Source organism: Kitasatospora sp. NPDC004669 (assembly GCF_040609455.1).
GTDB lineage: Bacteria > Actinomycetota > Actinomycetes > Streptomycetales > Streptomycetaceae > Kitasatospora.
This window is the reverse complement of record NZ_JBEXKB010000013.1, coordinates 96,541-114,721: the sequence shown is the minus strand read 5'-3', so window position 1 is coordinate 114,721 and position 18,181 is coordinate 96,541. Positions and strand designations below refer to the sequence as shown.

General features: G+C 72.2%; 18 protein-coding genes and 1 riboswitch. Of the genes, 11 read left to right on the top strand and 7 right to left on the bottom strand.

The window, feature by feature from the left end; all coding sequences use genetic code 11:
- Positions 1-78: 78 nt before the first annotated feature.
- Positions 79-1,260 carry an N-acetylglucosamine-6-phosphate deacetylase gene (nagA, locus tag ABZW30_RS14090; RefSeq protein WP_355671344.1) on the bottom strand — a complete coding sequence of 394 codons (1,182 nt, stop codon included), beginning with the start codon at positions 1,258-1,260 and terminating at the stop codon, positions 79-81.
- Positions 1,257-2,204 carry an ROK family protein gene (locus ABZW30_RS14085; RefSeq protein WP_355671343.1) on the bottom strand — a complete coding sequence of 316 codons (948 nt, stop codon included), beginning with the start codon at positions 2,202-2,204 and terminating at the stop codon, positions 1,257-1,259. Before ABZW30_RS14085 ends, nagA begins: the two co-directional genes overlap by 4 nt.
- Before the next feature lie 336 nt (positions 2,205-2,540).
- Here ABZW30_RS14085 and ABZW30_RS14080 point away from each other — a divergent pair, with 336 nt between their 5' ends.
- Positions 2,541-3,779 carry an extracellular solute-binding protein gene (locus ABZW30_RS14080; RefSeq protein ID WP_355671342.1) on the top strand — a complete coding sequence of 413 codons (1,239 nt, stop codon included), beginning with the start codon at positions 2,541-2,543 and terminating at the stop codon, positions 3,777-3,779.
- Positions 3,780-3,802: 23 nt separating this feature from the next.
- Here ABZW30_RS14080 and ABZW30_RS14075 read toward each other — a convergent pair whose 3' ends face one another.
- Positions 3,803-4,150 carry a cupin domain-containing protein gene (locus tag ABZW30_RS14075; protein WP_355671341.1) on the bottom strand — a complete coding sequence of 116 codons (348 nt, stop codon included), beginning with the start codon at positions 4,148-4,150 and terminating at the stop codon, positions 3,803-3,805.
- 102 nt (positions 4,151-4,252) lie between these two features.
- On the opposite strand from ABZW30_RS14075, the gene ABZW30_RS14070 reads away from it, so the two are divergent.
- Positions 4,253-4,480 (top strand): DUF3263 domain-containing protein, encoded by a 228-nt coding sequence (locus ABZW30_RS14070; protein ID WP_355671340.1) that lies wholly within the window; start codon positions 4,253-4,255, stop codon positions 4,478-4,480.
- A 54-nt stretch (positions 4,481-4,534) separates the two neighbouring features.
- A complete protein-coding gene (otsB, locus tag ABZW30_RS14065) occupies positions 4,535-5,359 on the top strand; it encodes a trehalose-phosphatase (protein WP_355671405.1) in 825 nt (274 codons plus the stop codon).
- Here otsB and ABZW30_RS14060 read toward each other — a convergent pair.
- Complete coding sequence (locus ABZW30_RS14060; RefSeq protein WP_355671339.1) at positions 5,346-6,812, bottom strand: trehalose-6-phosphate synthase; 1,467 nt, start codon at positions 6,810-6,812, stop codon at positions 5,346-5,348. The two genes, otsB and ABZW30_RS14060, sit on opposite strands and share 14 nt — an antisense overlap.
- 266 nt (positions 6,813-7,078) lie before the next feature.
- A complete protein-coding gene (locus ABZW30_RS14055; RefSeq protein ID WP_355671338.1) occupies positions 7,079-8,092 on the bottom strand; it encodes a glucosyl-3-phosphoglycerate synthase in 1,014 nt (337 codons plus the stop codon).
- Between the two features lie 144 nt (positions 8,093-8,236).
- A riboswitch (SAM riboswitch) is annotated at positions 8,237-8,370 on the top strand.
- Positions 8,371-8,387: 17 nt separating this feature from the next.
- Here ABZW30_RS14055 and thrC point away from each other — a divergent pair.
- From thrC to ABZW30_RS14030, 5 genes are all read left to right on the top strand, one after another.
- Positions 8,388-9,668, top strand: coding sequence for a threonine synthase (thrC, locus tag ABZW30_RS14050; RefSeq protein ID WP_355671337.1), 1,281 nt, complete (start codon positions 8,388-8,390; stop codon positions 9,666-9,668).
- A 28-nt stretch (positions 9,669-9,696) separates the two neighbouring features.
- Positions 9,697-9,975 carry a MoaD/ThiS family protein gene (locus ABZW30_RS14045; protein WP_355671336.1) on the top strand — a complete coding sequence of 93 codons (279 nt, stop codon included), beginning with the start codon at positions 9,697-9,699 and terminating at the stop codon, positions 9,973-9,975.
- A 552-nt stretch (positions 9,976-10,527) separates the two neighbouring features.
- Positions 10,528-10,731: a cold-shock protein gene (locus tag ABZW30_RS14040; RefSeq protein WP_030289665.1), complete on the top strand. Its 204-nt coding sequence runs from the start codon at positions 10,528-10,530 to the stop codon at positions 10,729-10,731.
- Positions 10,732-11,090: 359 nt separating this feature from the next.
- Positions 11,091-12,713 carry a chaperonin GroEL gene (gene groL / locus ABZW30_RS14035; protein WP_045692318.1) on the top strand — a complete coding sequence of 541 codons (1,623 nt, stop codon included), beginning with the start codon at positions 11,091-11,093 and terminating at the stop codon, positions 12,711-12,713.
- A 114-nt stretch (positions 12,714-12,827) separates the two neighbouring features.
- A complete protein-coding gene (locus ABZW30_RS14030; protein ID WP_355671335.1) occupies positions 12,828-13,184 on the top strand; it encodes a hypothetical protein in 357 nt (118 codons plus the stop codon).
- Here the strand turns inward: ABZW30_RS14030 and ABZW30_RS14025 are convergent.
- Positions 13,181-13,819 (bottom strand): hypothetical protein, encoded by a 639-nt coding sequence (locus ABZW30_RS14025; RefSeq protein WP_355671334.1) that lies wholly within the window; start codon positions 13,817-13,819, stop codon positions 13,181-13,183. The genes ABZW30_RS14030 and ABZW30_RS14025 overlap by 4 nt on opposite strands.
- 64 nt (positions 13,820-13,883) lie before the next feature.
- Here ABZW30_RS14025 and ABZW30_RS14020 point away from each other — a divergent pair, with 64 nt between their 5' ends.
- From ABZW30_RS14020 to ABZW30_RS14010, 3 genes are all read left to right on the top strand, one after another.
- Positions 13,884-14,237 carry a PadR family transcriptional regulator gene (locus ABZW30_RS14020; RefSeq protein WP_046386326.1) on the top strand — a complete coding sequence of 118 codons (354 nt, stop codon included), beginning with the start codon at positions 13,884-13,886 and terminating at the stop codon, positions 14,235-14,237.
- The gene (locus ABZW30_RS14015; protein WP_355671333.1) at positions 14,234-15,175 is read left to right on the top strand and encodes a hypothetical protein; all 942 of its coding nucleotides are present in this window, start codon (positions 14,234-14,236) and stop codon (positions 15,173-15,175) included. The genes ABZW30_RS14020 and ABZW30_RS14015 overlap by 4 nt, the downstream gene beginning before the upstream one ends.
- Positions 15,176-15,237: 62 nt before the next feature.
- Positions 15,238-15,924 (top strand): copper homeostasis protein CutC, encoded by a 687-nt coding sequence (locus ABZW30_RS14010; protein WP_355671332.1) that lies wholly within the window; start codon positions 15,238-15,240, stop codon positions 15,922-15,924.
- A gap of 50 nt (positions 15,925-15,974) precedes the next feature.
- Here ABZW30_RS14010 and ABZW30_RS14005 read toward each other — a convergent pair whose 3' ends face one another.
- Complete coding sequence (locus ABZW30_RS14005; RefSeq protein ID WP_355671331.1) at positions 15,975-18,077, bottom strand: UvrD-helicase domain-containing protein; 2,103 nt, start codon at positions 18,075-18,077, stop codon at positions 15,975-15,977.
- Positions 18,078-18,181 lie beyond the last annotated feature (104 nt).

Here is an 18,181-nt window from a genome sequence, read left to right as displayed (position 1 = left end):
CGCACCGCGGCCGCCCGTCCCCTTCCGGGGGGGGCGGCCGTCGGCGTTGTGCGGCAGGGCTCGCTCGGACCGGTTCGCTCAGGCGGACGTGACGGTGGCGAAGGCCTCGCCGCCGCGCGCCCACCGACCTCGGCGCATCACGGCGACCAGGTCGTAGGTGTCGGAGTCGAGCACGACCAGGTCGGCGAGCTTGCCGGTCTCCAGCGAGCCGATCGAGTCGGAGAGGCCGAGCAGCCGGGCCGGGGTGGCGGAGAGCGACTCGACGGCCTGGTCGAGGGTCAGGCCGTTGACGGTGACCGAGCGCTTGAACGCCACGTCCAGGGTGAGGGTGGAGCCGGCGATCGAGCCGCCCTCGACCAGCCGGGCCACGCCGTCGGTGACCTGGACCTGGAGGGGGCCGAGGGGGTAGAGGCCGTCGCCCATGCCGGCGGCGCCCATGGCGTCGGTGATCAGGGCGACGCGGTGGGCGCCGGCGGTGCGGTAGGCGAGGTCGAGGACGGAGGGGTGGAGGTGTACGCCGTCGTTGATGAGTTCGACGGTGACGCGTTCGTCCCGCAGGAGGGCGACGATGGGGCCGGGGGCGCGGTGGGCGATGCCGGGCATGGCGTTGAACAGGTGGGTGGCGACGGTGGCGCCGGCGTCGACGGCCCGCAGGGTGGTGGTGTAGTCGGAGTTGGTGTGGCCGACGGCGGCGATCACGCCGAGGTCGGCGAGCATGCGTACCGAGTCGAGGCCGCCGGGGAGTTCGGGGGCGAGGGTGACCATGGCGGCGTGGCCGCGGGCGGCGTCGACGAGCTTGCGGACGAGGGCGGGGTCGGGGTCGCGCAGGAGGTCGGGGCGGTGGGCGCCGCAGCGGCCCGGGGAGATGAAGGGGCCCTCGAAGTGGATGCCGGCCAGGACGCCGTCCTCGACGAGTTCGGAGAGGACGTGGGCCTGGCGGGCGAGGTCGTCGATCTCGCCGGTGACGGTGGAGGCCACCGTGGTGGTGGTGCCGTGTCGGAGGTGGGTGCGGGCGGCGAGCAGGGCCTCCTCGGCGATGCCGGAGGCGTAGGAGGCGCCGCCGCCGCCGTGGACGTGCAGGTCGACGAAGCCGGGGACGACGGTGTGGCCGGTCAGGTCGAGGTCGCCGGGTTCGGTCTCGCCGCCGAGGCCGGCGATGCGCTCATCCTCGACGGCGATGCGCTCGCCCTCGACGACGCCGCCGGGCAGGACGAGTCTGGCGCCGGCCAGGGCGGTGCGGTCACGGTCCGCGGTGGTCACGCGGTCACCTCCAAGGAGAGCAGATCCCAGGCGAGCAGGCCCGCGCCCAGGGACGCGGCGGTGTCTTTGAGCATCGCGGGTACGACCTTCGGGGGCATCTGGAAGGTCAGGCGCTCGGTGACCGCCGCGCGCAGCGGAGTGAAGAGCGTGTCGCCGGCCTCGGCCAGCCCGCCGCCGACGATCACCGTGGACGGGTCGAGCAGGCTCTGGGCGAGCACGATGCCGTCGGCCAGGGCGTCGACGGCGCACTGCCAGACCGCGAGCGCGCGATCGTCCCCGGCGTCCACCGCGGCGGCGCAGGATGCCGCGTCGGCGTCGGGGTCACCGCCGGCCTCGGCCCAGGCGCGGGAGACGGCGGCGGCGGAGGCCAGCGTCTCCAGGCAGCCGCGGGCGCCGCAGCCGCACCGGGGGCCGCCGGGGCGGACCACGACGTGGCCGATCTCGCCGCCGTAGCCGTGGGCACCGGCCTCGATCCGGCCGTTGATGCCGATGGCGCCGGCGATGCCGGTGCCCAGGGCGATGAACAGGAAGCGGTCCACGCCCCGGCCGGCACCGAGCCGGCCCTCGGCCAGGCCGCCCGAGCGCACGTCGTGGCCGAGCGCCACCGGCATCGCGGGGCCGCCGGGGGCGGCCAGGCGCTCGCCGAGCAGCTTGCGCAGCGGGAGGTCGCGCCAGCCGAGGTTGGCGGAGAAGACCGCGATCCCGTTCTTCTCGTCGATCGTGCCGGGCACGGCCACGCCGGCCGCGACCGGGGCGAGGCCGAAACGAGCGCGACCCTCGTCCGCCAGGTCGGCGGCGAAGTCGAGGATGGCGGCGACGACGGCGTCGGTACCGTGCTCCCGCCCGGTCGGTCGGCGTGCTTCGAACAGCACGGAGCCGTCCTGGGCGAGCAGCGCGGCCTTCATGCCGGTGCCGCCTACATCGAGTGCGATGACGTGCTTCACGGAGGACAGTTTCCCTTGGGTGGTCGAAGAGGTCTAGTCCAGTTGTCGTATTGGTCTGGTCCATACTGGGTGAGCTTTGTCTCGGGTGCGGGGGTGTACGGGACTTGTGCTGACGGCCTGCGGCCGCTTCGTGTTGCGCATCGTGCAATGAAGCCGGGCACTTCGGTAACTACTCGGCGGGCGGGGTCGAGTGGTGTGGACCATTGGACGACGGGTTTGGCAGTGTTGCGCCTCCCCCTGCCGGATTCCCTCAATCCGGCCGCAGTTCTTCCCCTGAAGGCGGTACCCGCGTTGAACAGGCGCGTCCACGTTTCCACCCGTGTGCTCGGTAGTGCGATGGCCGGAGCGCTGGTGCTCACCGCGGTCAGCGCGTGCGGCGGGCAGGGCAGCGGGCCGGTCACGCTCAAGCTGGTCGCCGCGGACTACGGGGAGAACGCCGAGACCAGCTCCAAGCGCTACTGGGACGAGGTCTCCAAGGCCTTCGAGGCCGCCGACCCGGGCATCAAGGTCCAGGTCGAGGTCGACAGCTGGACCGACATCGGCAAGAAGGTCGACGACATGATCGCGGCCGGGAAGTCGCCCGACCTGCTGCAGAGCGGCGGGTTCGCGGAGCAGGTCGCGGCGGACCGGCTGTACCCGGCGGCGGACGTGCTCTCGATGGACACCCAGGCGAAGTTCATGGACAACTTCGCGCACGCCGGGCAGGTGCTGGGGACCCAGTACGGGATTCCGTTCGTGTCGTCGTCGCGGGTGCTCTTCTACAACAAGGCGGTCTTCAAGCAGGCCGGCATCGCCCAGCCGCCGACCACCTGGAACGAGCTGCGGGCGGCCGCCGAGAAGATCAAGGCCAAGGTTCCGGGGGTGACCCCGTACGGGCTTCCGCTGGGGCCCGAGGAGGCGCCGGCCGAGTCGATGCTGTGGACGCTGAGCGGCGGCGGGAGCATCTCGGACGACGTCGGCAACTACACCATCGACAGCGACCAGAACCAGGCCACGTTCACCTGGCTGAAGAACAACCTGGTGAGCACCGGGCTGACGTACGCCGACCCGGGCAAGATGAACCGCACGCCGGTGTTCCAGGACTTCGTGTCGGGGAAGGTCGCGATGCTGAACGGGCATCCGACGCTGCTGCGGATGGCGTCCGCCGGGAAGATCGACTTCGGGACGGCACCGATCCCGAGGAAGGACGGCGTCACCAGGACCGGGAGCCTCGGGGTCGCGGACTGGATGATGGCGTTCAAGGCCAACGGGCACAAGAACGAGATCAAGAGGTTCCTGTCCTTCGTCTACACGCGCGATCACCAGCTGAAGTTCGACGAGCAGTACAACCTGCTGCCGGTGACCCAGGACGCGTTCAGCCAGATGTCGTCGGACCCGAAGCACGAGGACCTCAAGCAGTTCGCGGTCGGGCTGACCAACGCGAGCTTCTACCCGTTCGGGGACCCGGCCTGGGGCGAGGTCAGCAACCGGATCAAGGCGGGGATCGGGCAGGCCGTGACCGGGGACCCGAAGCAGGTGCTCGGTGGGCTGCAGGACGCGGCGGTGAAGGAGGCGGCCCGGGTCCGCAAGCAGTAGGACCCGGGGCCGGGGGGCTTCTCTCAACTGGGGAGCGTGATCGCGTAGGCCTTGCGGAGGGTCTCGTGGACGGTCCAGGTGGTGCGGTCGCCCCCGCGCAGGACGGCGCAGTCGCCGGGGCCGACGGTGAGGGTCGGGCCGCCCTCGATCTCGATGGTGGCCCGGCCGCTGAGCACCACGAACATCTCGTCGGCCTCGACGTCGGTGACCACGCCCGGGGTGATCTGCCAGATGCCGCGCAGCTGGCGGCCGTCGGGGGACTCGGAGAGGACCTTCCCGGTGACCTCGGGGGTGCCGGAGAGGATCTGGGACGGGTCGAGGGGCTCGGGGTCGAGGTCGGCGGTGGGGATGTTCACGGCGAAGCTGATCATGGGGTGACGGTAGCTCGGCGGCGGGGGCCCGGGCGTCCCCCGGAGTGTGTCGGGGTTCGGCGGGAGAATGACACTCCGTAGTGATGGGCGGAGGTGTTCTCGGTGGGCGAGCTGAGTGAGCGGGACCGGGCGGTGCTGGCGCTGGAGGGGCGGCAGTGGCGGACGGCCGGGGCCAAGGAGCGGGCGATCCGGGAGGATCTCGGGCTCTCGTCGACGCGGTACTACCAGGTGTTGAACGGGCTGTTGGACCGGGAGGAGGCGCTGGCGTTCGCGCCGGTGCTGGTGAATCGGCTGCGGCGCGTGCGGGATACCCGGCGGGCGGCTCGCTGACGGGGGGTGGGTGGGTGGGGGCGGGGTATGTGCGTCCGTATGGGCCTTGACGAGATGGTTGTGCCGGCCACTGGTGCCGGGCGGGACGGGTTGCGGGCGATTCTGGCGGCGCCGGGGGATGCGGTGGTCGCCTTGGACTTCGACGGGACCTTGGCGCCGATCGTGGCGGATCCCTCGCAGGCGCGGGCGCAGCCGGGGGTGGTGGGGGCGTTGCGGGGGTTGGCGTCCGTGCTGGGGGCCGTGGTGGTGGTGACGGGGCGGCCCGCCGGGTTGGCGGCGGAGTACGGGGGGTTCGACGGGGTGCCGGGGCTGGTGGTGCTGGGGCACTACGGGGCCGAGCGGTGGGAGGGGGGCGTGGTGACGGCACCGGAGGTGCATCCGGGGGTCGCGGGGGTGCGGGCGGCGTTGCCGGGGGTGTTGGAGCGGGTGGGGGCGCCCGAGGGGACGTGGGTGGAGGACAAGGGGCGCTCGGTGGCAGTGCACACCCGGCGGACGGGTGCGCCGGAGGAGGCGTTGGAGCTGTTGCGGGCGCCGGTGGGGGAGTTGGCCGCCGAGTTCGGGCTGGTGGTGGAGCCCGGGCGGCTGGTGTTGGAGCTGCGGCCGCCGGGGGTGGACAAGGGCGCGGCGCTGACCGGGTTCCTGCGGGAGCGGGGGGCGCGGTCGGTGCTCTACGCGGGAGATGACCTGGGGGACGTGGCGGCCTTCGCGGCGGTGGAGAAGCTGCGCGGGCAGGGTGTGGCGGGGCTGCTGGTGTGCGCCGGGGCGGTGGGGGACGCGCCGGTGCGTGAGCTCGCCGACCGGGCGGATGTGGTGGTCGACGGCCCCGAGGGTGTGGTGGAGCTGTTGGGTGCCTTGGGGGAGGCGGTCAGAGCGCGTTGAGCTGGTCCAGGAACCACTGCTGCGGGGGGAGCGCGGTGGCCGCCGCGGCCAGTCGCTTGGTGCGGCCGGCGCGTTCCTCCCGGCTCATGGTGAGGCCGGTGAGCAGCGCCTCGGCGGTGGCGATGATGTCGTACGGGTTGACGGTGAGTGCGTCCTCGGCGAGTTCGGCGTGGGCGCCGGCCTCGCGGGAGAGGACGAGGGCGCAGCCGTTGTCGGAGACGACCGGGACTTCCTTGGCGACCAGGTTCATGCCGTCGCGGATCGGGTTGACCAGCGCGACGTCGGCCAGCCGGTAGGCGGCGAGGGAGCGCGGGAAGTCGTCGTCGACGTGCAGGATCAGGGGCTGCCAGGTGGGGGTGGCGAACTCGGCGTTGACGGCCTCGGCCAGTTCCCGCACGGCGGCCGTGTAGTCGCGGTACTCGGCCAGGTCGGTGCGGGAGGGGTAGGCGAAGGCGATGTGCACCACCCTGTCGTGCCACTCGGGGTGGGTGCGGAGCAGGTGCCGGTAGGCCTGGAGGCCGCGGACGATGTTCTTGCTGAGTTCGGTGCGGTCGACCCGGACGATGGTGCGGCGGTCGCCGACGGCGGTGCGGAGGGTGGCGAGGCGTTCGTCCACGTCGGGGCGGTGGGCGCGTTCGCGGAGGAAGTCGGCGTCGGCGCCCAGGGCGTGGACGCCGAGGTGGGTGGTGCGGCCGTTGTGGGTGACGGTCATCGCGTCGTGGTCGACGGTCGCGTCGAGGAGGTCCTCGCAGCAGGCGGCGAAGGCGCGGGCCCAGCGTTCGGTGAGGAAGCCCGCCCGGTCGGCGCCGAGGATGCCGGTGAGGACGGCGCGGGCGACGTCGTCGGGGAGCAGCCGGTAGTACTCGGGCGGGGCCCAGGGGGTGTGGGAGAAGTGGCCGATCCGCAGGTCGGGGCGGGCCCGGCGGAGCAGGGCCGGGGCCAGGGAGAGGTGGTAGTCCTGGACGAGGACCGCGGCGTTCGGGGCGGCTTCGGCGGCGAGGGCCTCGGCGAAGGCGGTGTTGTAGGCCTGGTAGGCAGCCCATTCGGTGCGGAAGTCCGCGTCGAAGGAGGGCGCGGTGGGGGTCGCGTAGAGCAGGTGGTGGACGAACCAGAGGGTGGAGTTGGCGACGCCGTTGTAGGCGCGGGCGAAGGTCTCCGGGTCTATGTCCAGCATCCGTACGGCTTGGCCGCCGACCTCGTGGCCGGTCAGGTCGAGGCGGCCGTCGGGGGCTTCTCTCGCGGCTCGGCGGTCGGCGTCGCCGAGGGCGGCGCAGACCCAGACGGCGTTCGGGTCGTCGATGGCGGAGAGGCCGGAGACCAGGCCTCCGCCGCCGCGGCGCAGGGTCAGCGTGCCGTCGTCGGCGGTGCTGAACGACACCGGTCCCCGGTTGGAGGCCACCAGGACGGGGGCGGTGCCGGCCTGGCCTGAACGTTTGGTCGATGAATCGGCCATGAGTCCTCTTCTGGGTCTGCCCGTTCACCCGTTGGGGTGGATTCCGAGCGTACGGCGGAGCGGAGCGCGGCGCAGCCGTACAGTCGGAGACCTGCGATACGCAGCGGTCAGGGCTTGGCCGCCACGAGGCTCCGCAGGGGTCGAGTGGGAAGCCTCCTCGTCGAGAGGGGGAGGAGTCACGGTTGGGATGTTGCCGGTTGGCGGACATCGCAAACCAACCGCCGGGGTAACCGGCGAAACCGCAGCGGCCGCACTGCTCGGGTCCGTCACCCGTCGGTGCGGCGCTTCGCGTACTCGGGAACGGTGTGCATCGGCGGGCGTTCGAGGGCGGTCACGGGGTGGGTGTGGGCGGTGAAGGCGCGGGTCTGCGGGTCGCGGGTGAACTGGGTGAGGTGGGGGTGGACCAGGTCGGCGGAGGCCTTGAGGCGGTGGGTGCGGTCGAGCCGTTCCAGGGCGGTGCGGTAGATGGTGGCGGCCATCCGGCCGAGGGCCTGGCTGTCCTGGTGGCGGTGGTGTCGGACGCCGACGTCGACCTGGGCCAGGCCGTCCAGGCCGACCAGCTCCAACGCGTCGACCAGGAGGCCGAGTTCGACGCCGTAGCCGGTGGGGAAGGGCAGTCGTTCGAGCAGTGAGCGGCGGGCCGCGTACTCGCCGCCGAGGGGCTGGACGAAGCCGGCGAGTTCCGGCCAGTGGAGGTTGAGCAGGGGGCGGGCGACGAGTTCGGTGACCCGGCCGCCGCCGGCCGGGACGATCGCACCGCTCTCGGTCTCCAGGGGGCGGTCGTACATGGCCTTGACCAGGTGGATGTCCCCGTCGGTCAGCAGCGGGCCGATGATGCCGGAGACGAAGGCGGGGTCGAACTCGCGCAGGTCGGCGTCGATGAAGCAGACGATGTCGCCGTGGGTGACCAGCAGCGAGCGCCAGAGCACCTCGCCCTTGCCGGGGGCGGTGGGCAGCCGGGGCAGGATGGCGTCGCGGTGCTCCACCCGGGCGCCGGCCTCGGCGGCGATGGCGGCGGTGGCGTCGGTGGAGCCGGAGTCGAGTACGACCAGTTCGTCGACCAGAGGGATGCGGTCCATCAGTTCGCGGCGGATGGTGCGGACGATGTCGCCGACGGTGGCCTCCTCGTCGAGTGCCGGGAGGACGACGCTGACGGTCTGCCGGGTGTGCCGTTTGGCCTCCAGCAGGGCGTGAACCGGCCGGTCGGCCGCGCTCCACGAACGGCGGCGCAGCCAGGACGCCGCCTGTGGGAGGAGTGCGGGGGTCGGTTCGGCGGGCACGGTGGGTCTCCTCGGCGAGGTCGGGTGGAACGGGCCATCTCGCGTGGCGGACGGGCCCTTTCAGGGATGACGCCTTCGGATACAGTCTTCGTACAGCGGTCGGACCTTCGCACGCCGGGGTCGCCGCTGAACCACAACTTCACAAGCTCATCCAGAGGGACTGAGGGAACGGCCCGTTGACGTCCCGGCAACCTTCTCGCTCGGCTGTCGTACAGGCCCCGGCGGGACAGGTGCCAATTCCGGCCTGTGGCGCGACCGCGTCCCGGGGAAGATGAGGAGAGAGGCCTCCGCCATCATGGCTATCGACACTGCCGCACCCGTTTCGGTCGACCTCGGCCCCGCCGCCGCGCTGTCCTGTCGGGAGTGCGGCACCCGCTTCCCGCTCGGTCCCAGCTTCGCCTGCCTGGAGTGCTTCGGGCCGCTGGAGATCGCGTACGAGTTCGGGGGCGAGCGCGCGGAGGAGCTGCGCAAGCGGATCGAGGCCGGTCCGGCGTCCATCTGGCGCTACGCGCCGCTGCTGCCGGTGCCGGCCGATGTGGCGTCCAAGCCGAACCTGAACCCGGGGTGGACCCCGCTGGTGAAGGCGGACAACCTGGGCCGGGAGCTCGGGTTCACCGCTCCGCTGCACGTGAAGGACGACTCCGGCAACCCGACGCACTCGTTCAAGGACCGCGTGGTGGCCTGCGCGATCGAGGCGGCGCGGGCGTTCGGGTACACCACGCTGTCCTGCTCCTCGACCGGCAACCTGGCCGGCGCGGTGGGGGCGGCGGCGGCCCGGGCCGGGTTCCGGTCCTGCGTCTTCATCCCGCACGACCTGGAGCAGGGCAAGGTCGTGATGGCCGGGGTGTACGGCGGCGAGCTGGTCGGCATCGAGGGCAACTACGACGACGTGAACCGCTTCTGCTCGGAGCTGATCGGGGACTCGGCCGGCGAGGGCTGGGGCTTCGTGAACGTCAACCTGCGTCCGTACTACGGCGAGGGCTCCAAGACGCTGGCGTACGAGATCTGCGAGCAGCTGGGCTGGCGGCTGCCGGAGCAGATCGTCATCCCGATCGCCTCGGGTTCGCAGCTGACGAAGATCGACAAGGGGCTGCAGGAGCTGATCGGGCTCGGCCTGGTGGAGGACCGGCCGTACCGGATCTTCGGGGCCCAGGCCGAGGGCTGCTCGCCGGTGTCGGCCGCGTTCAAGGCGGGCCGGGACGTGATCAAGCCGGTCAAGCCGGACACCATCGCCAAGTCGCTGGCGATCGGCAACCCGGCGGACGGCCCGTACGTGCTGGACATCGCCCGTCGGACCGGCGGTGCGGTCGAGGACGTCACGGACGCGGAGGTCGTGGCGGCGATCCGGCTGCTGGCCCGGACCGAAGGGATCTTCGCCGAGACCGCGGGCGGGGTGACCGTCGGCGTGCTGAAAAAGCTGGTCGAGACCGGTCGGCTGGACCCGGCCAAGGAGACCGTCGCGATCAACACCGGCGACGGCCTGAAGACGCTGGACGCCGTCTCCGACGCCGGGATGACCGCTGTCATCCGCCCGACGCTGGAGTCGTTCCGCTCCGCCGGCCTCGCGTCCGCCTGAACCACCCCTACCCCCCGCTAGGAGAGCCATGAGCGCCAACGTCCGCATCCCCACCATCCTGCGCACCTACACCGGCGGCGCCGCCGAGGTGTCCGCCGAGGGGGCCACCCTGGCCGAGGTCATCGCCGACCTGGAGAAGAACCACGCGGGTATCTCCGCCCGCATTCTGGACGACACCGGCAAGCTGCGCCGTTTCGTCAACGTGTACGTGAACGACGACGACGTGCGTTTCGCCGAGGGCCTGGCGACCGAGATCAAGGGCGGCGCCAGCGTCTCGATCATCCCGGCGGTGGCCGGCGGCTGCTGAGCCGTCGCGAACCCGTTTCCCGGCCGCTCGCACGTACGGAATTCGACTCTCCGTATGCGCGGGCGGCCGCCGGCATTTCGGCGGGAATATTTCCGGGTCAAGTCGGAGTAGAGTGTGGCTCTGCTGGGAACGGGGCTTCCCTCTCGGCTCGCGCGGTGCTTCCGCCTGAGGTCGTCCGGACGCTGAGGCCGGGTCGGGTCCAGGGCCGTGAAACATGTCAGGCGGATGTCAGAATTCCTGCAGGGATTTGGGTAATTCGTCCGCTATGTCCGGCACGAATTGCCGAGTTTCTCCCGTTTTGCTCGGCCTTGTCTCTTGACGGGCCTATGGAATTCCCGGCGGCTGACCCTGTTGCAGAGGGCGTCGATCCGGATACATTCAGCGGCGGTCGGCGTAATCACCCGCTCACCGGGAGCCGTTCGGTGTTCCGGGCGGAGGATTGCGGCGTGCACGGCTGCGCTCAGGGGGGGTCCCCGGGCCGGCCTCCAACCAGACCCGGGCCCGCGACCTGCGGGCACGTGAAGGGCCAGCACAGCACTAGGGGAGTTCGGAATGGCTCAGGGCACCGTCAAGTGGTTCAACGCGGAGAAGGGCTACGGCTTCATCGCGGTCGACGGTGGTGCGGACGTCTTCGTCCACTACAGCGCGATCCAGATGGACGGCTACCGCACCCTCGAGGAGGGCCAGCGGGTCGAGTTCGAGATCTCCCAGGGACAGAAGGGCCCGCAGGCGGACATGGTTCGCGCGGCGGTCTGACCCCTTCCGGCTCCAGGAGCTCGGCACGGCCCACTGCTGGTGGACCTCTTGCTTCTCGGCGGGCCCGTACGACACGCGTCGTGCGGGCCCGTTCGCGTCCCCGTCCACGCCCCCGTTCGCGCCCCTGTTCGCCTTCCCGCGCGGGCTCGACGGCGGCTCGCGGGTTGCCGATTGGGCTTGCACTCGACCACCCGGAGTGCTAATCATTGGCGTTAGCACTCACAGCGTGAGAGTGACAGCGGACCGGGTCGGTGAGGCCCCCGGGAGCGGTAGGGGAATGGACCCCCGCACACCAGGGCCGTCCGTCGCGGGCACCCCTTGGTCCGAGCAGTCGACCGTGTCCCGGAGGACCACTTCAGATGGCCAAGATCATCGCCTTTGATGAGGAAGCTCGCCGCGGCCTTGAGCGTGGCATGAACCAGCTCGCCGACGCAGTGAAGGTCACGCTCGGCCCCAAGGGTCGCAACGTCGTGCTGGAGAAGAAGTGGGGCGCCCCCACGATCACCAACGACGGTGTCTCCATCGCCAAGGAGATCGAGCTCGAGGACCCGTACGAGAAGATCGGTGCGGAGCTCGTCAAGGAGGTCGCCAAGAAGACGGACGACGTCGCGGGTGACGGCACCACCACCGCCACCGTGCTGGCCCAGGCCCTGGTTCGCGAGGGTCTGCGCAACGTCGCCGCCGGCGCCAACCCGATGGCCCTGAAGCGCGGTATCGAGAAGGCCGTCGCCGCCGTCTCGGACCAGCTGCTGGCCCAGGCCAAGGACGTGGAGACCAAGGAGCAGATCGCCTCCACCGCCTCCATCTCCGCCGCTGACACCCAGATCGGCGAGCTGATCGCCGAGGCCATGGACAAGGTCGGCAAGGAAGGCGTCATCACCGTCGAGGAGAGCAACACCTTCGGCCTGGAGCTCGAGCTCACCGAGGGCATGCGCTTCGACAAGGGCTACATCTCCGCCTACTTCGCCACCGACCTGGAGCGCATGGAGGCGACCTTCGAGGACCCGTACATCCTCATCGCCAACTCCAAGATCGGCTCGGTCAAGGACCTGCTCCCGCTGCTGGAGAAGGTCATGCAGAGCGGCAAGCCGCTCGTCATCATCGCCGAGGACGTCGAGGGCGAGGCCCTGTCGACCCTGGTCGTGAACAAGATCCGCGGCACCTTCAAGTCCGTCGCCGTCAAGGCCCCGGGCTTCGGCGACCGCCGCAAGGCCATGCTCGGCGACATCGCCATCCTCACCGGTGGCACCGTGATCTCCGAGGAGGTCGGCCTCAAGCTGGAGAACGCCGGCATCGACCTGCTGGGCACCGCCCGCAAGGTGGTCATCACCAAGGACGAGACCACCATCGTCGACGGTGGCGGCGACAGCGAGCAGGTCGCCGGTCGCGTGAACCAGATCCGTGCCGAGATCGAGAACAGCGACTCGGACTACGACCGCGAGAAGCTCCAGGAGCGCCTCGCCAAGCTGGCCGGCGGCGTGGCCGTCATCAAGGCCGGCGCGGCCACCGAGGTGGAGCTCAAGGAGCGCAAGCACCGCATCGAGGACGCCGTCCGCAACGCCAAGGCCGCCGTCGAGGAGGGCATCGTCGCCGGTGGTGGCGTCGCCCTGCTGCAGGCCGGTGTCGCTTTCGACAAGCTGGAGCTGGACGGCGACGAGGCCACCGGTGCCAACATCGTCAAGGTCGCGCTGGAGGCCCCGATCAAGCAGATCGCGACCAACGCCGGCCTGGAGGGTGGCGTCGTGGTGGAGAAGGTGCGCAACCTCCCCGCCGGTCACGGCCTGAACGCCGCCACCAACGAGTACGTCGACCTGGTCGCCGCGGGCATCATCGACCCGGCCAAGGTCACCCGCTCCGCGCTGCAGAACGCCGCCTCCATCGCGGCGCTGTTCCTCACCACCGAGGCCGTCATCGCCGACAAGCCGGAGAAGGCCGCCGCGGCCGCCGGCGGCGGCATGCCGGGCGGTGACATGGACTTCTGATCCTGATCGCCTCGATCGGATCGGTTGATTCCCCGTCCGCGTGGGCGGCTCCCTTCGGGGGGCCGCCCACGCGGCGTTTCGGCGTTCGGGGTGGGTTGGGGAGAGGATGGACGGATGGCTTCCGATGACATCGAGACCGCCCTGCACAACGCGCGGGCACTGATCCTGGCCGACCTCACCGCGCGGGACGTGGCGGACGCCGCCGTCGTCTCGCTGGTGGAGCAGGCCGTCACACACCGCCGCTGGTGGCTGGAGCAGTGGCCGGACGGCACCGAGTACGTGCTCGGGCTGGTCGCCCAGGACGTTCAGGACGCGCTGTTGGAGGAGTACGGGCGGTGGCCGCTGTGCACCGCCTGCGCGGCCGACGGCGACCCGCACGCGCTCAGCGTGGAGCCGGAGTTGGGGCCGGAGCCGCACTGGGTGTGCGGCAAGCAGGGCGCGGTGGTGGCGCCGGTGGGGGAGCTGGTCTAGCTTTCCAGCTGCTGGAGTTCGGCCGTCAGGTTGGTGCGGGCGGGCGCGGTGAAGCGCTCGCGTCCGGCGGGGGTGCGGTAGAGGGCCGGGAGCGCGAGGAGTTGGCGCAGGACGGCGGCCCGGCCTTCGCGGAAGTCCGGGTCCGGGACGAAGCCGTACTCCGCCCGGACGGCGGCCGTGTACGCCGCGTACGCCTCGGGGGAGCCGCCGAGGACGGCGAGGTCCGCGTCGCAGAGCACCTCGCCGTCGCGGTCGCCCGGGGCGGGGTCGTGGGTGACGGTGAGCAGGACGAGGCGTTCGACCTCGGCGACCCGCTCGGCGGGCAGGCCGGCGGCGGTCAGCGCGCGGACGGCCAGGGCGGCGCTGCGCTCCTCGTTCTCGGAGCGGTCGGGCCGGTAGACGGCGTCGTGGAACCAGGCGGCGAGCCGGACGGCGTCCGGGTCGGCGGCGTGCCCGGCGAGTTCGTCGACGTGCCGGAGCACCGCGTCCAGGTGCTCGGGGGTGTGGTAGCGGCGCTGTGGCTCGGACCAGCGGCGCAGCAGCTCCCGGCCGTACGGTTCGGGGTCGTCGGTGGCGCCGCAGCGGTGGAGCAGGGCGGTCCAGGCGGTCAGCAGGTCCTCGGTCGCGGTGGGCATGCGGCCCATTGTGTCGGCTGGTTCCGGTGGACGGGATGTGCCGGTCGACGATATATGTAGACGCATGACAGAACGCTCCATGCAGGAGCCGACGCTGCTTCTGCTCACCGCGCTGGCCGATGCCCCGAGACACGGCTACGCGCTCATCCAGGAGATCGCCGCGATCTCGGACGGCCGGGTCAAGATGCGCACCGGCACGCTCTACGGCGCGCTCGACCGGCTGCTGGGCCAGGGCCTGATCGAGGTGGCTGCCGAGGAGGTGGTGGACGGCCGCGCGCGGCGCACCTACGCGCTGACCGACGCCGGCCGGGGCGCACTGGCCACCGAGGCCGAGCGGCTGCGGGCCGTGGCCACCGAGGCGGAGCGCCGGCTCTCCGTCGCCGTCGTCAGTCCGAGGGTCAGGGGGGCCTTCGCATGAGCATGAGTGATTCGACCGTCGTCGTTCGGACGGCGCTGGCGCTCTACCCGGGCAGCTACCGCCGTGAGCGGGGGGACGAGCTGGCCGTGGTCTTCGCCGACACCACCGCCGAGGCGGGCCTGGTGGCCAAGGTCCGGGAGCTGCTCGACCTGGGCGCGTACGGGCTGCGGATGCGGACCGGGCTGACCTCGACCTCCACGGGCGGGCGGCTGGCGGCGCTGGCAGCTCCGCTGGTGGTCGGGGCCGCCGGAGGGCTGGCGGCGGGTCAGGCGCTGCTGAGGTACCTGGAGTCCGAGGTGCCGCACATGAGGTGGGGGCTGCTGCACTTCCTGTCCTTCTGGGCGCTGCTGGGGGCGGCCGTGCTCTCCGCCGTCGCGGCGCTGCTCGGGCGGTGGACGACGGCGAAGCTGCTGTCCGGGGTGTCGGCGCTGGCCGCGGTGGCGGACCTCGCGCGGGAGGCGAGCCGTCCGGAGCTCCTCCAGCCGCTGTGGGACTTCCTCTACGCCTTCCAGTGGGACGGGCCGTTCGTGCTCTGGGCCCTGGTGCTGCTGGCCGCGCCGAAGGACGCCCTGCCGGCGCCGGCCTGGCGGGAGCGGGGCCTGGTGCTGGCGGCGGCGGTGCTGACCCCGGTCGTGGCGTTCGCGGACAACGTCTACACCAGCTGGTACCACCTGGACCCGCAGTGGCGGGCGCTGATGGTCGTGGTGCCGCTGCTGATGGCGCTGACGGCGGTGCGCGGCTGGTACCTGGCGGCCGTGCCGGGGCTCGCGGCGCTGCCGTGGACGTTCAGCGTCAACCTGCACGGGCTCTGGCAGCAGGAGGGCGGGGCCTGGAAGCTGCTGCCGATGGCCGTGCTGACGGTCGCCGCGGCGGTCGCGCTGGTGCTGGTGGGCCGTCGGAAGGGTCCGGCCGGGCCGGGCGGTCGGCAGTTGGTCTGAGTGGGGGGCGGAACGGGGGTGTGGTCTCGCCGGGGGCGGTCGGATGTGGCAGGCTATCTGATATGTCTAGACCAATTTTCGAAGTCATCGCGCTGACGCCCCAGGACGCCCAGGCTGCCGAGTCGGGCGGCGCCGACCGGCTCGAACTGGTCACCGACATGGCCGCCGACGGGCTCACCCCGTCCGTGGCGGACTTCGCCCGGATCCGGGCCGCCGTCGGCATCCCGCTGCGCGTCATGCTGCGGATCCGGGACGGTTTCGCGCCCGGCGACCTGGACGGGCTGTGCGCCCGGGCCGCCGCGCTGCGGGCCGAGGGGGCCGAGGAGTTCGTCCTCGGCTTCCTCGACGCCGACGGTGCCGTCGACCTGGCCGCCACCGCGGCCGTCGCCGAGGCGATCGCCGGCTGCCGTTGGACCTTCCACCGGGCGATCGACCACAGCGCCGACCGGGCCGCCCTGCGCGCCGCCGTCGGCGCCCTGCCCGGGCTGGACACCTTCCTCACCTCCGGTGCGGCCGCCGGGGTCGACGCCGGGCGCGAGGTACTGGCGGCCGAGCTGGCCCGCAAGGGCGGGCCCGGGTACGCCCAGCGGATCCTGATCGGCGGCGGCCTGCGGGCCGAGCACGTGCCGGGGCTGCGGGCGGCCGGGTTCGACGCCTTCCACGTCGGCGGTGCGGTGCGGGCCGACGGGTGGGAGACGCCGGTGGACGCGGCCAAGGTCGCCGAGTGGCGGGCGCTGGTCGACGCCTGAGCGTGTTTCGGAAGGGGCCGGTCCTGTTCGCGGGGCCGGCCCCTTCCCCGCTATCGCAGCTGCTCGGGCAGCGGCTCGGCGTGCAGCACCGTGAGCCCGGAGACGGCGCGGGTCAGCGCCACGTACAGCCGGCGCAGGCCGGTCCGCTCGTCCGGCTCCCCGGCGATCACCGCGGCAGGCTCGTCCAGCACCACGTAGTCGTACTCCAGACCCTTGGCCAGCGAGGCCGGCACCAGGGTCAGCCGGGACTCGGTGCTGGTCTCGGTGCCGGGGGTGAGGTGGGGCAGCCCGGCCGCGGTCAGCGCCTCGGCGAGCAGCGGGATCCGGGCGTCGGCGGCGATCAGGCCGGTCGAGCCCTCGCGCTCCAGCGCCTCCCGGCAGGCGGCGATGACCGCCTCCGCGGCTTCCTCCACGGCGATCCGGCGGATCGTCAGGGAATCGGGCATCTCGCGGACCGAGGTCGCCGGGGCCAGGCCCGGGGCGATCGCCGGGAGCAGCCGGGAGGCGTAGACGATGACCTCCTCGGGCACCCGGAAGCCCTTGGTCAGCTCCTCGACGTGCCCGTCCGGCTTGCCCAGGTGGTGCAGCGCGTCCGGCCAACTCGCCGTCGCCCAGGGGGTGGTGCCCTGGGCGAGGTCGCCGAGGACGGTCGCCGAGCCGGTGGTGCAGCGGCGGCCGACCGCGCGGTACTGCATCGGGGAGAGGTCCTGGGCCTCGTCCAGCACCACGTGCCCGAGCGAGGGCGTGCGCTGCACCAGGTCCGCCGCCTCGTCCACCAGGACGGCGTCGGCCGGTGTCCAGCGGGCGGTCTTCACCGAGCGGCCGGGCTTGGGCCACAGCACCGCCTGCTGTTCCTCGGGGGTCAGCACACCCTCGGCGCACTCGGCCAGGAACTCCGGCTCGGAGAGCAGCCGCAGCACCAGCTTGGCCGGGTCGACGGCCGGCCAGCACTCCTTGACCACGGCCTTGACCGCGCTGTTGCGGGCCACCGCGTCCTGCACCCGGTCGTCGGGGGCCTCGCCGCCCTGCTCCATCTTCAGCAGCACGGCGTGCGCGATGCGCTGCGGGAGGGCGTCCCGGGCGGCGCCGTAGCGGATCGCGCGGCCCTTCAACTCCTCGATGATCTCGACCAGTTCGTACACCGGGACGCGCCAGCGGCGGGAGCCGCGGACCACCACGCAGGGCTCGGTGGGCAGCGTGATGCCCGCGCGCACCGCCCGGCGCAGCACCTCGGCCATCCGGGCGTCCCCCTTCAGCAGGGCCGCCTCCGGGCCGTCCTCGCCCTTCACCTCGACGTGTGCGACCAGCTGCTGCACGGTGGCCTGGGCGACGTCCAGCTCGCCGAGGGCCGGGAGCACCTGCTCGATGTAGGAGAGGAAGGCGTTGTTCGGGCCGATCACCAGGGTTCCGGTACGGGCCAGGCGCTCGCGGTGTGCGTACAGCAGGTAGGCGACACGGTGCAGGCCGACGGCGGTCTTCCCGGTGCCGGGCCCCCCTTGGACGCAGATGGTGCCCGTGACGTCGGAGCGGACGATCTCGTCCTGCTCGGGCTGGATGGTGGCGACGATGTCGCGCATCGGGCCGACACGGGGCTTCTCGATCTCGGCGGCGAGCAGGGCGGAGGCGGTCTCGGTCTCCGCCGGGTCGGTGAGGTGCTCGTCCTCGTAGGCGGTGAGCTCGCCGCCGGTGTAGCCGAAGCGGCGGCGGCGCTCGACGTCCATCGGCTCGGTGCGGCTGGCCCGGTAGAACGGCTGGGAGACCGGCGCGCGCCAGTCGATCACCATCGGGTCGCCGTCGGCGTCGTGGACGTGGCGGCGGCCGATGTAGAAGTTCTCACCTCCCGCCCGTCGCCCACCACCACCCTTGCTCGGCGCGCTTCGCGCGGCACCCCTTGTGCCTTCGCTGAGCTCCTCGCTGATCGCGTGGAGGTAGTCGAGGCGGCCGAAGAACAGCGGGGTGTCGGCGAGGTCGGCCAGGGCGGCGATCCTGGCCTCGATCTGGTTCTGGAGGATGACGGCGGACACCCAGGTGCCGGTCACGTCGCGCAGGTCGAGCGACTGGACGTCCTCGCGCATCGCTCGCAGCGCGGTCCGGGACGCGGCGAGGTGGTCGCGTTCGCGCTGGAGGGGGTCGGTGGTGGGGGTGGCGGGCACAGCGAACCTTCCCGGCTGCCCCGGTCGCGGGCGCAGCGGATCGATGGAGCTCACGGTGAGTACAGCCGACCGGTTGCCGTGCGGTCGGCACCTCCCCCGGCTGC

What these genes read in the sequence shown, in the direction of transcription:
- ABZW30_RS14060 (WP_355671339.1), bottom strand. Translation starts at nt 6,812, where the DNA reads ATGGCCGATTCATCGACCAAACGTTCAGGCCAGGCCGGCACCGCCCCC.
- groL (WP_045692318.1), top strand. Translation starts at nt 11,091, where the DNA reads ATGGCCAAGATCATCGCCTTTGATGAGGAAGCTCGCCGCGGCCTTGAG.
- ABZW30_RS14020 (WP_046386326.1), top strand. Translation starts at nt 13,884, where the DNA reads ATGACAGAACGCTCCATGCAGGAGCCGACGCTGCTTCTGCTCACCGCG.
- ABZW30_RS14015 (WP_355671333.1), top strand. Translation starts at nt 14,234, where the DNA reads ATGAGCATGAGTGATTCGACCGTCGTCGTTCGGACGGCGCTGGCGCTC.
- otsB (WP_355671405.1), top strand. Translation starts at nt 4,535, where the DNA reads ATGGTTGTGCCGGCCACTGGTGCCGGGCGGGACGGGTTGCGGGCGATT.
- ABZW30_RS14010 (WP_355671332.1), top strand. Translation starts at nt 15,238, where the DNA reads ATGTCTAGACCAATTTTCGAAGTCATCGCGCTGACGCCCCAGGACGCC.
- ABZW30_RS14080 (WP_355671342.1), top strand. Translation starts at nt 2,541, where the DNA reads ATGGCCGGAGCGCTGGTGCTCACCGCGGTCAGCGCGTGCGGCGGGCAG.
- ABZW30_RS14025 (WP_355671334.1), bottom strand. Translation starts at nt 13,819, where the DNA reads ATGCCCACCGCGACCGAGGACCTGCTGACCGCCTGGACCGCCCTGCTC.
- ABZW30_RS14045 (WP_355671336.1), top strand. Translation starts at nt 9,697, where the DNA reads ATGAGCGCCAACGTCCGCATCCCCACCATCCTGCGCACCTACACCGGC.
- ABZW30_RS14040 (WP_030289665.1), top strand. Translation starts at nt 10,528, where the DNA reads ATGGCTCAGGGCACCGTCAAGTGGTTCAACGCGGAGAAGGGCTACGGC.
- thrC (WP_355671337.1), top strand. Translation starts at nt 8,388, where the DNA reads ATGGCTATCGACACTGCCGCACCCGTTTCGGTCGACCTCGGCCCCGCC.
- ABZW30_RS14075 (WP_355671341.1), bottom strand. Translation starts at nt 4,150, where the DNA reads ATGATCAGCTTCGCCGTGAACATCCCCACCGCCGACCTCGACCCCGAG.
- ABZW30_RS14030 (WP_355671335.1), top strand. Translation starts at nt 12,828, where the DNA reads ATGGCTTCCGATGACATCGAGACCGCCCTGCACAACGCGCGGGCACTG.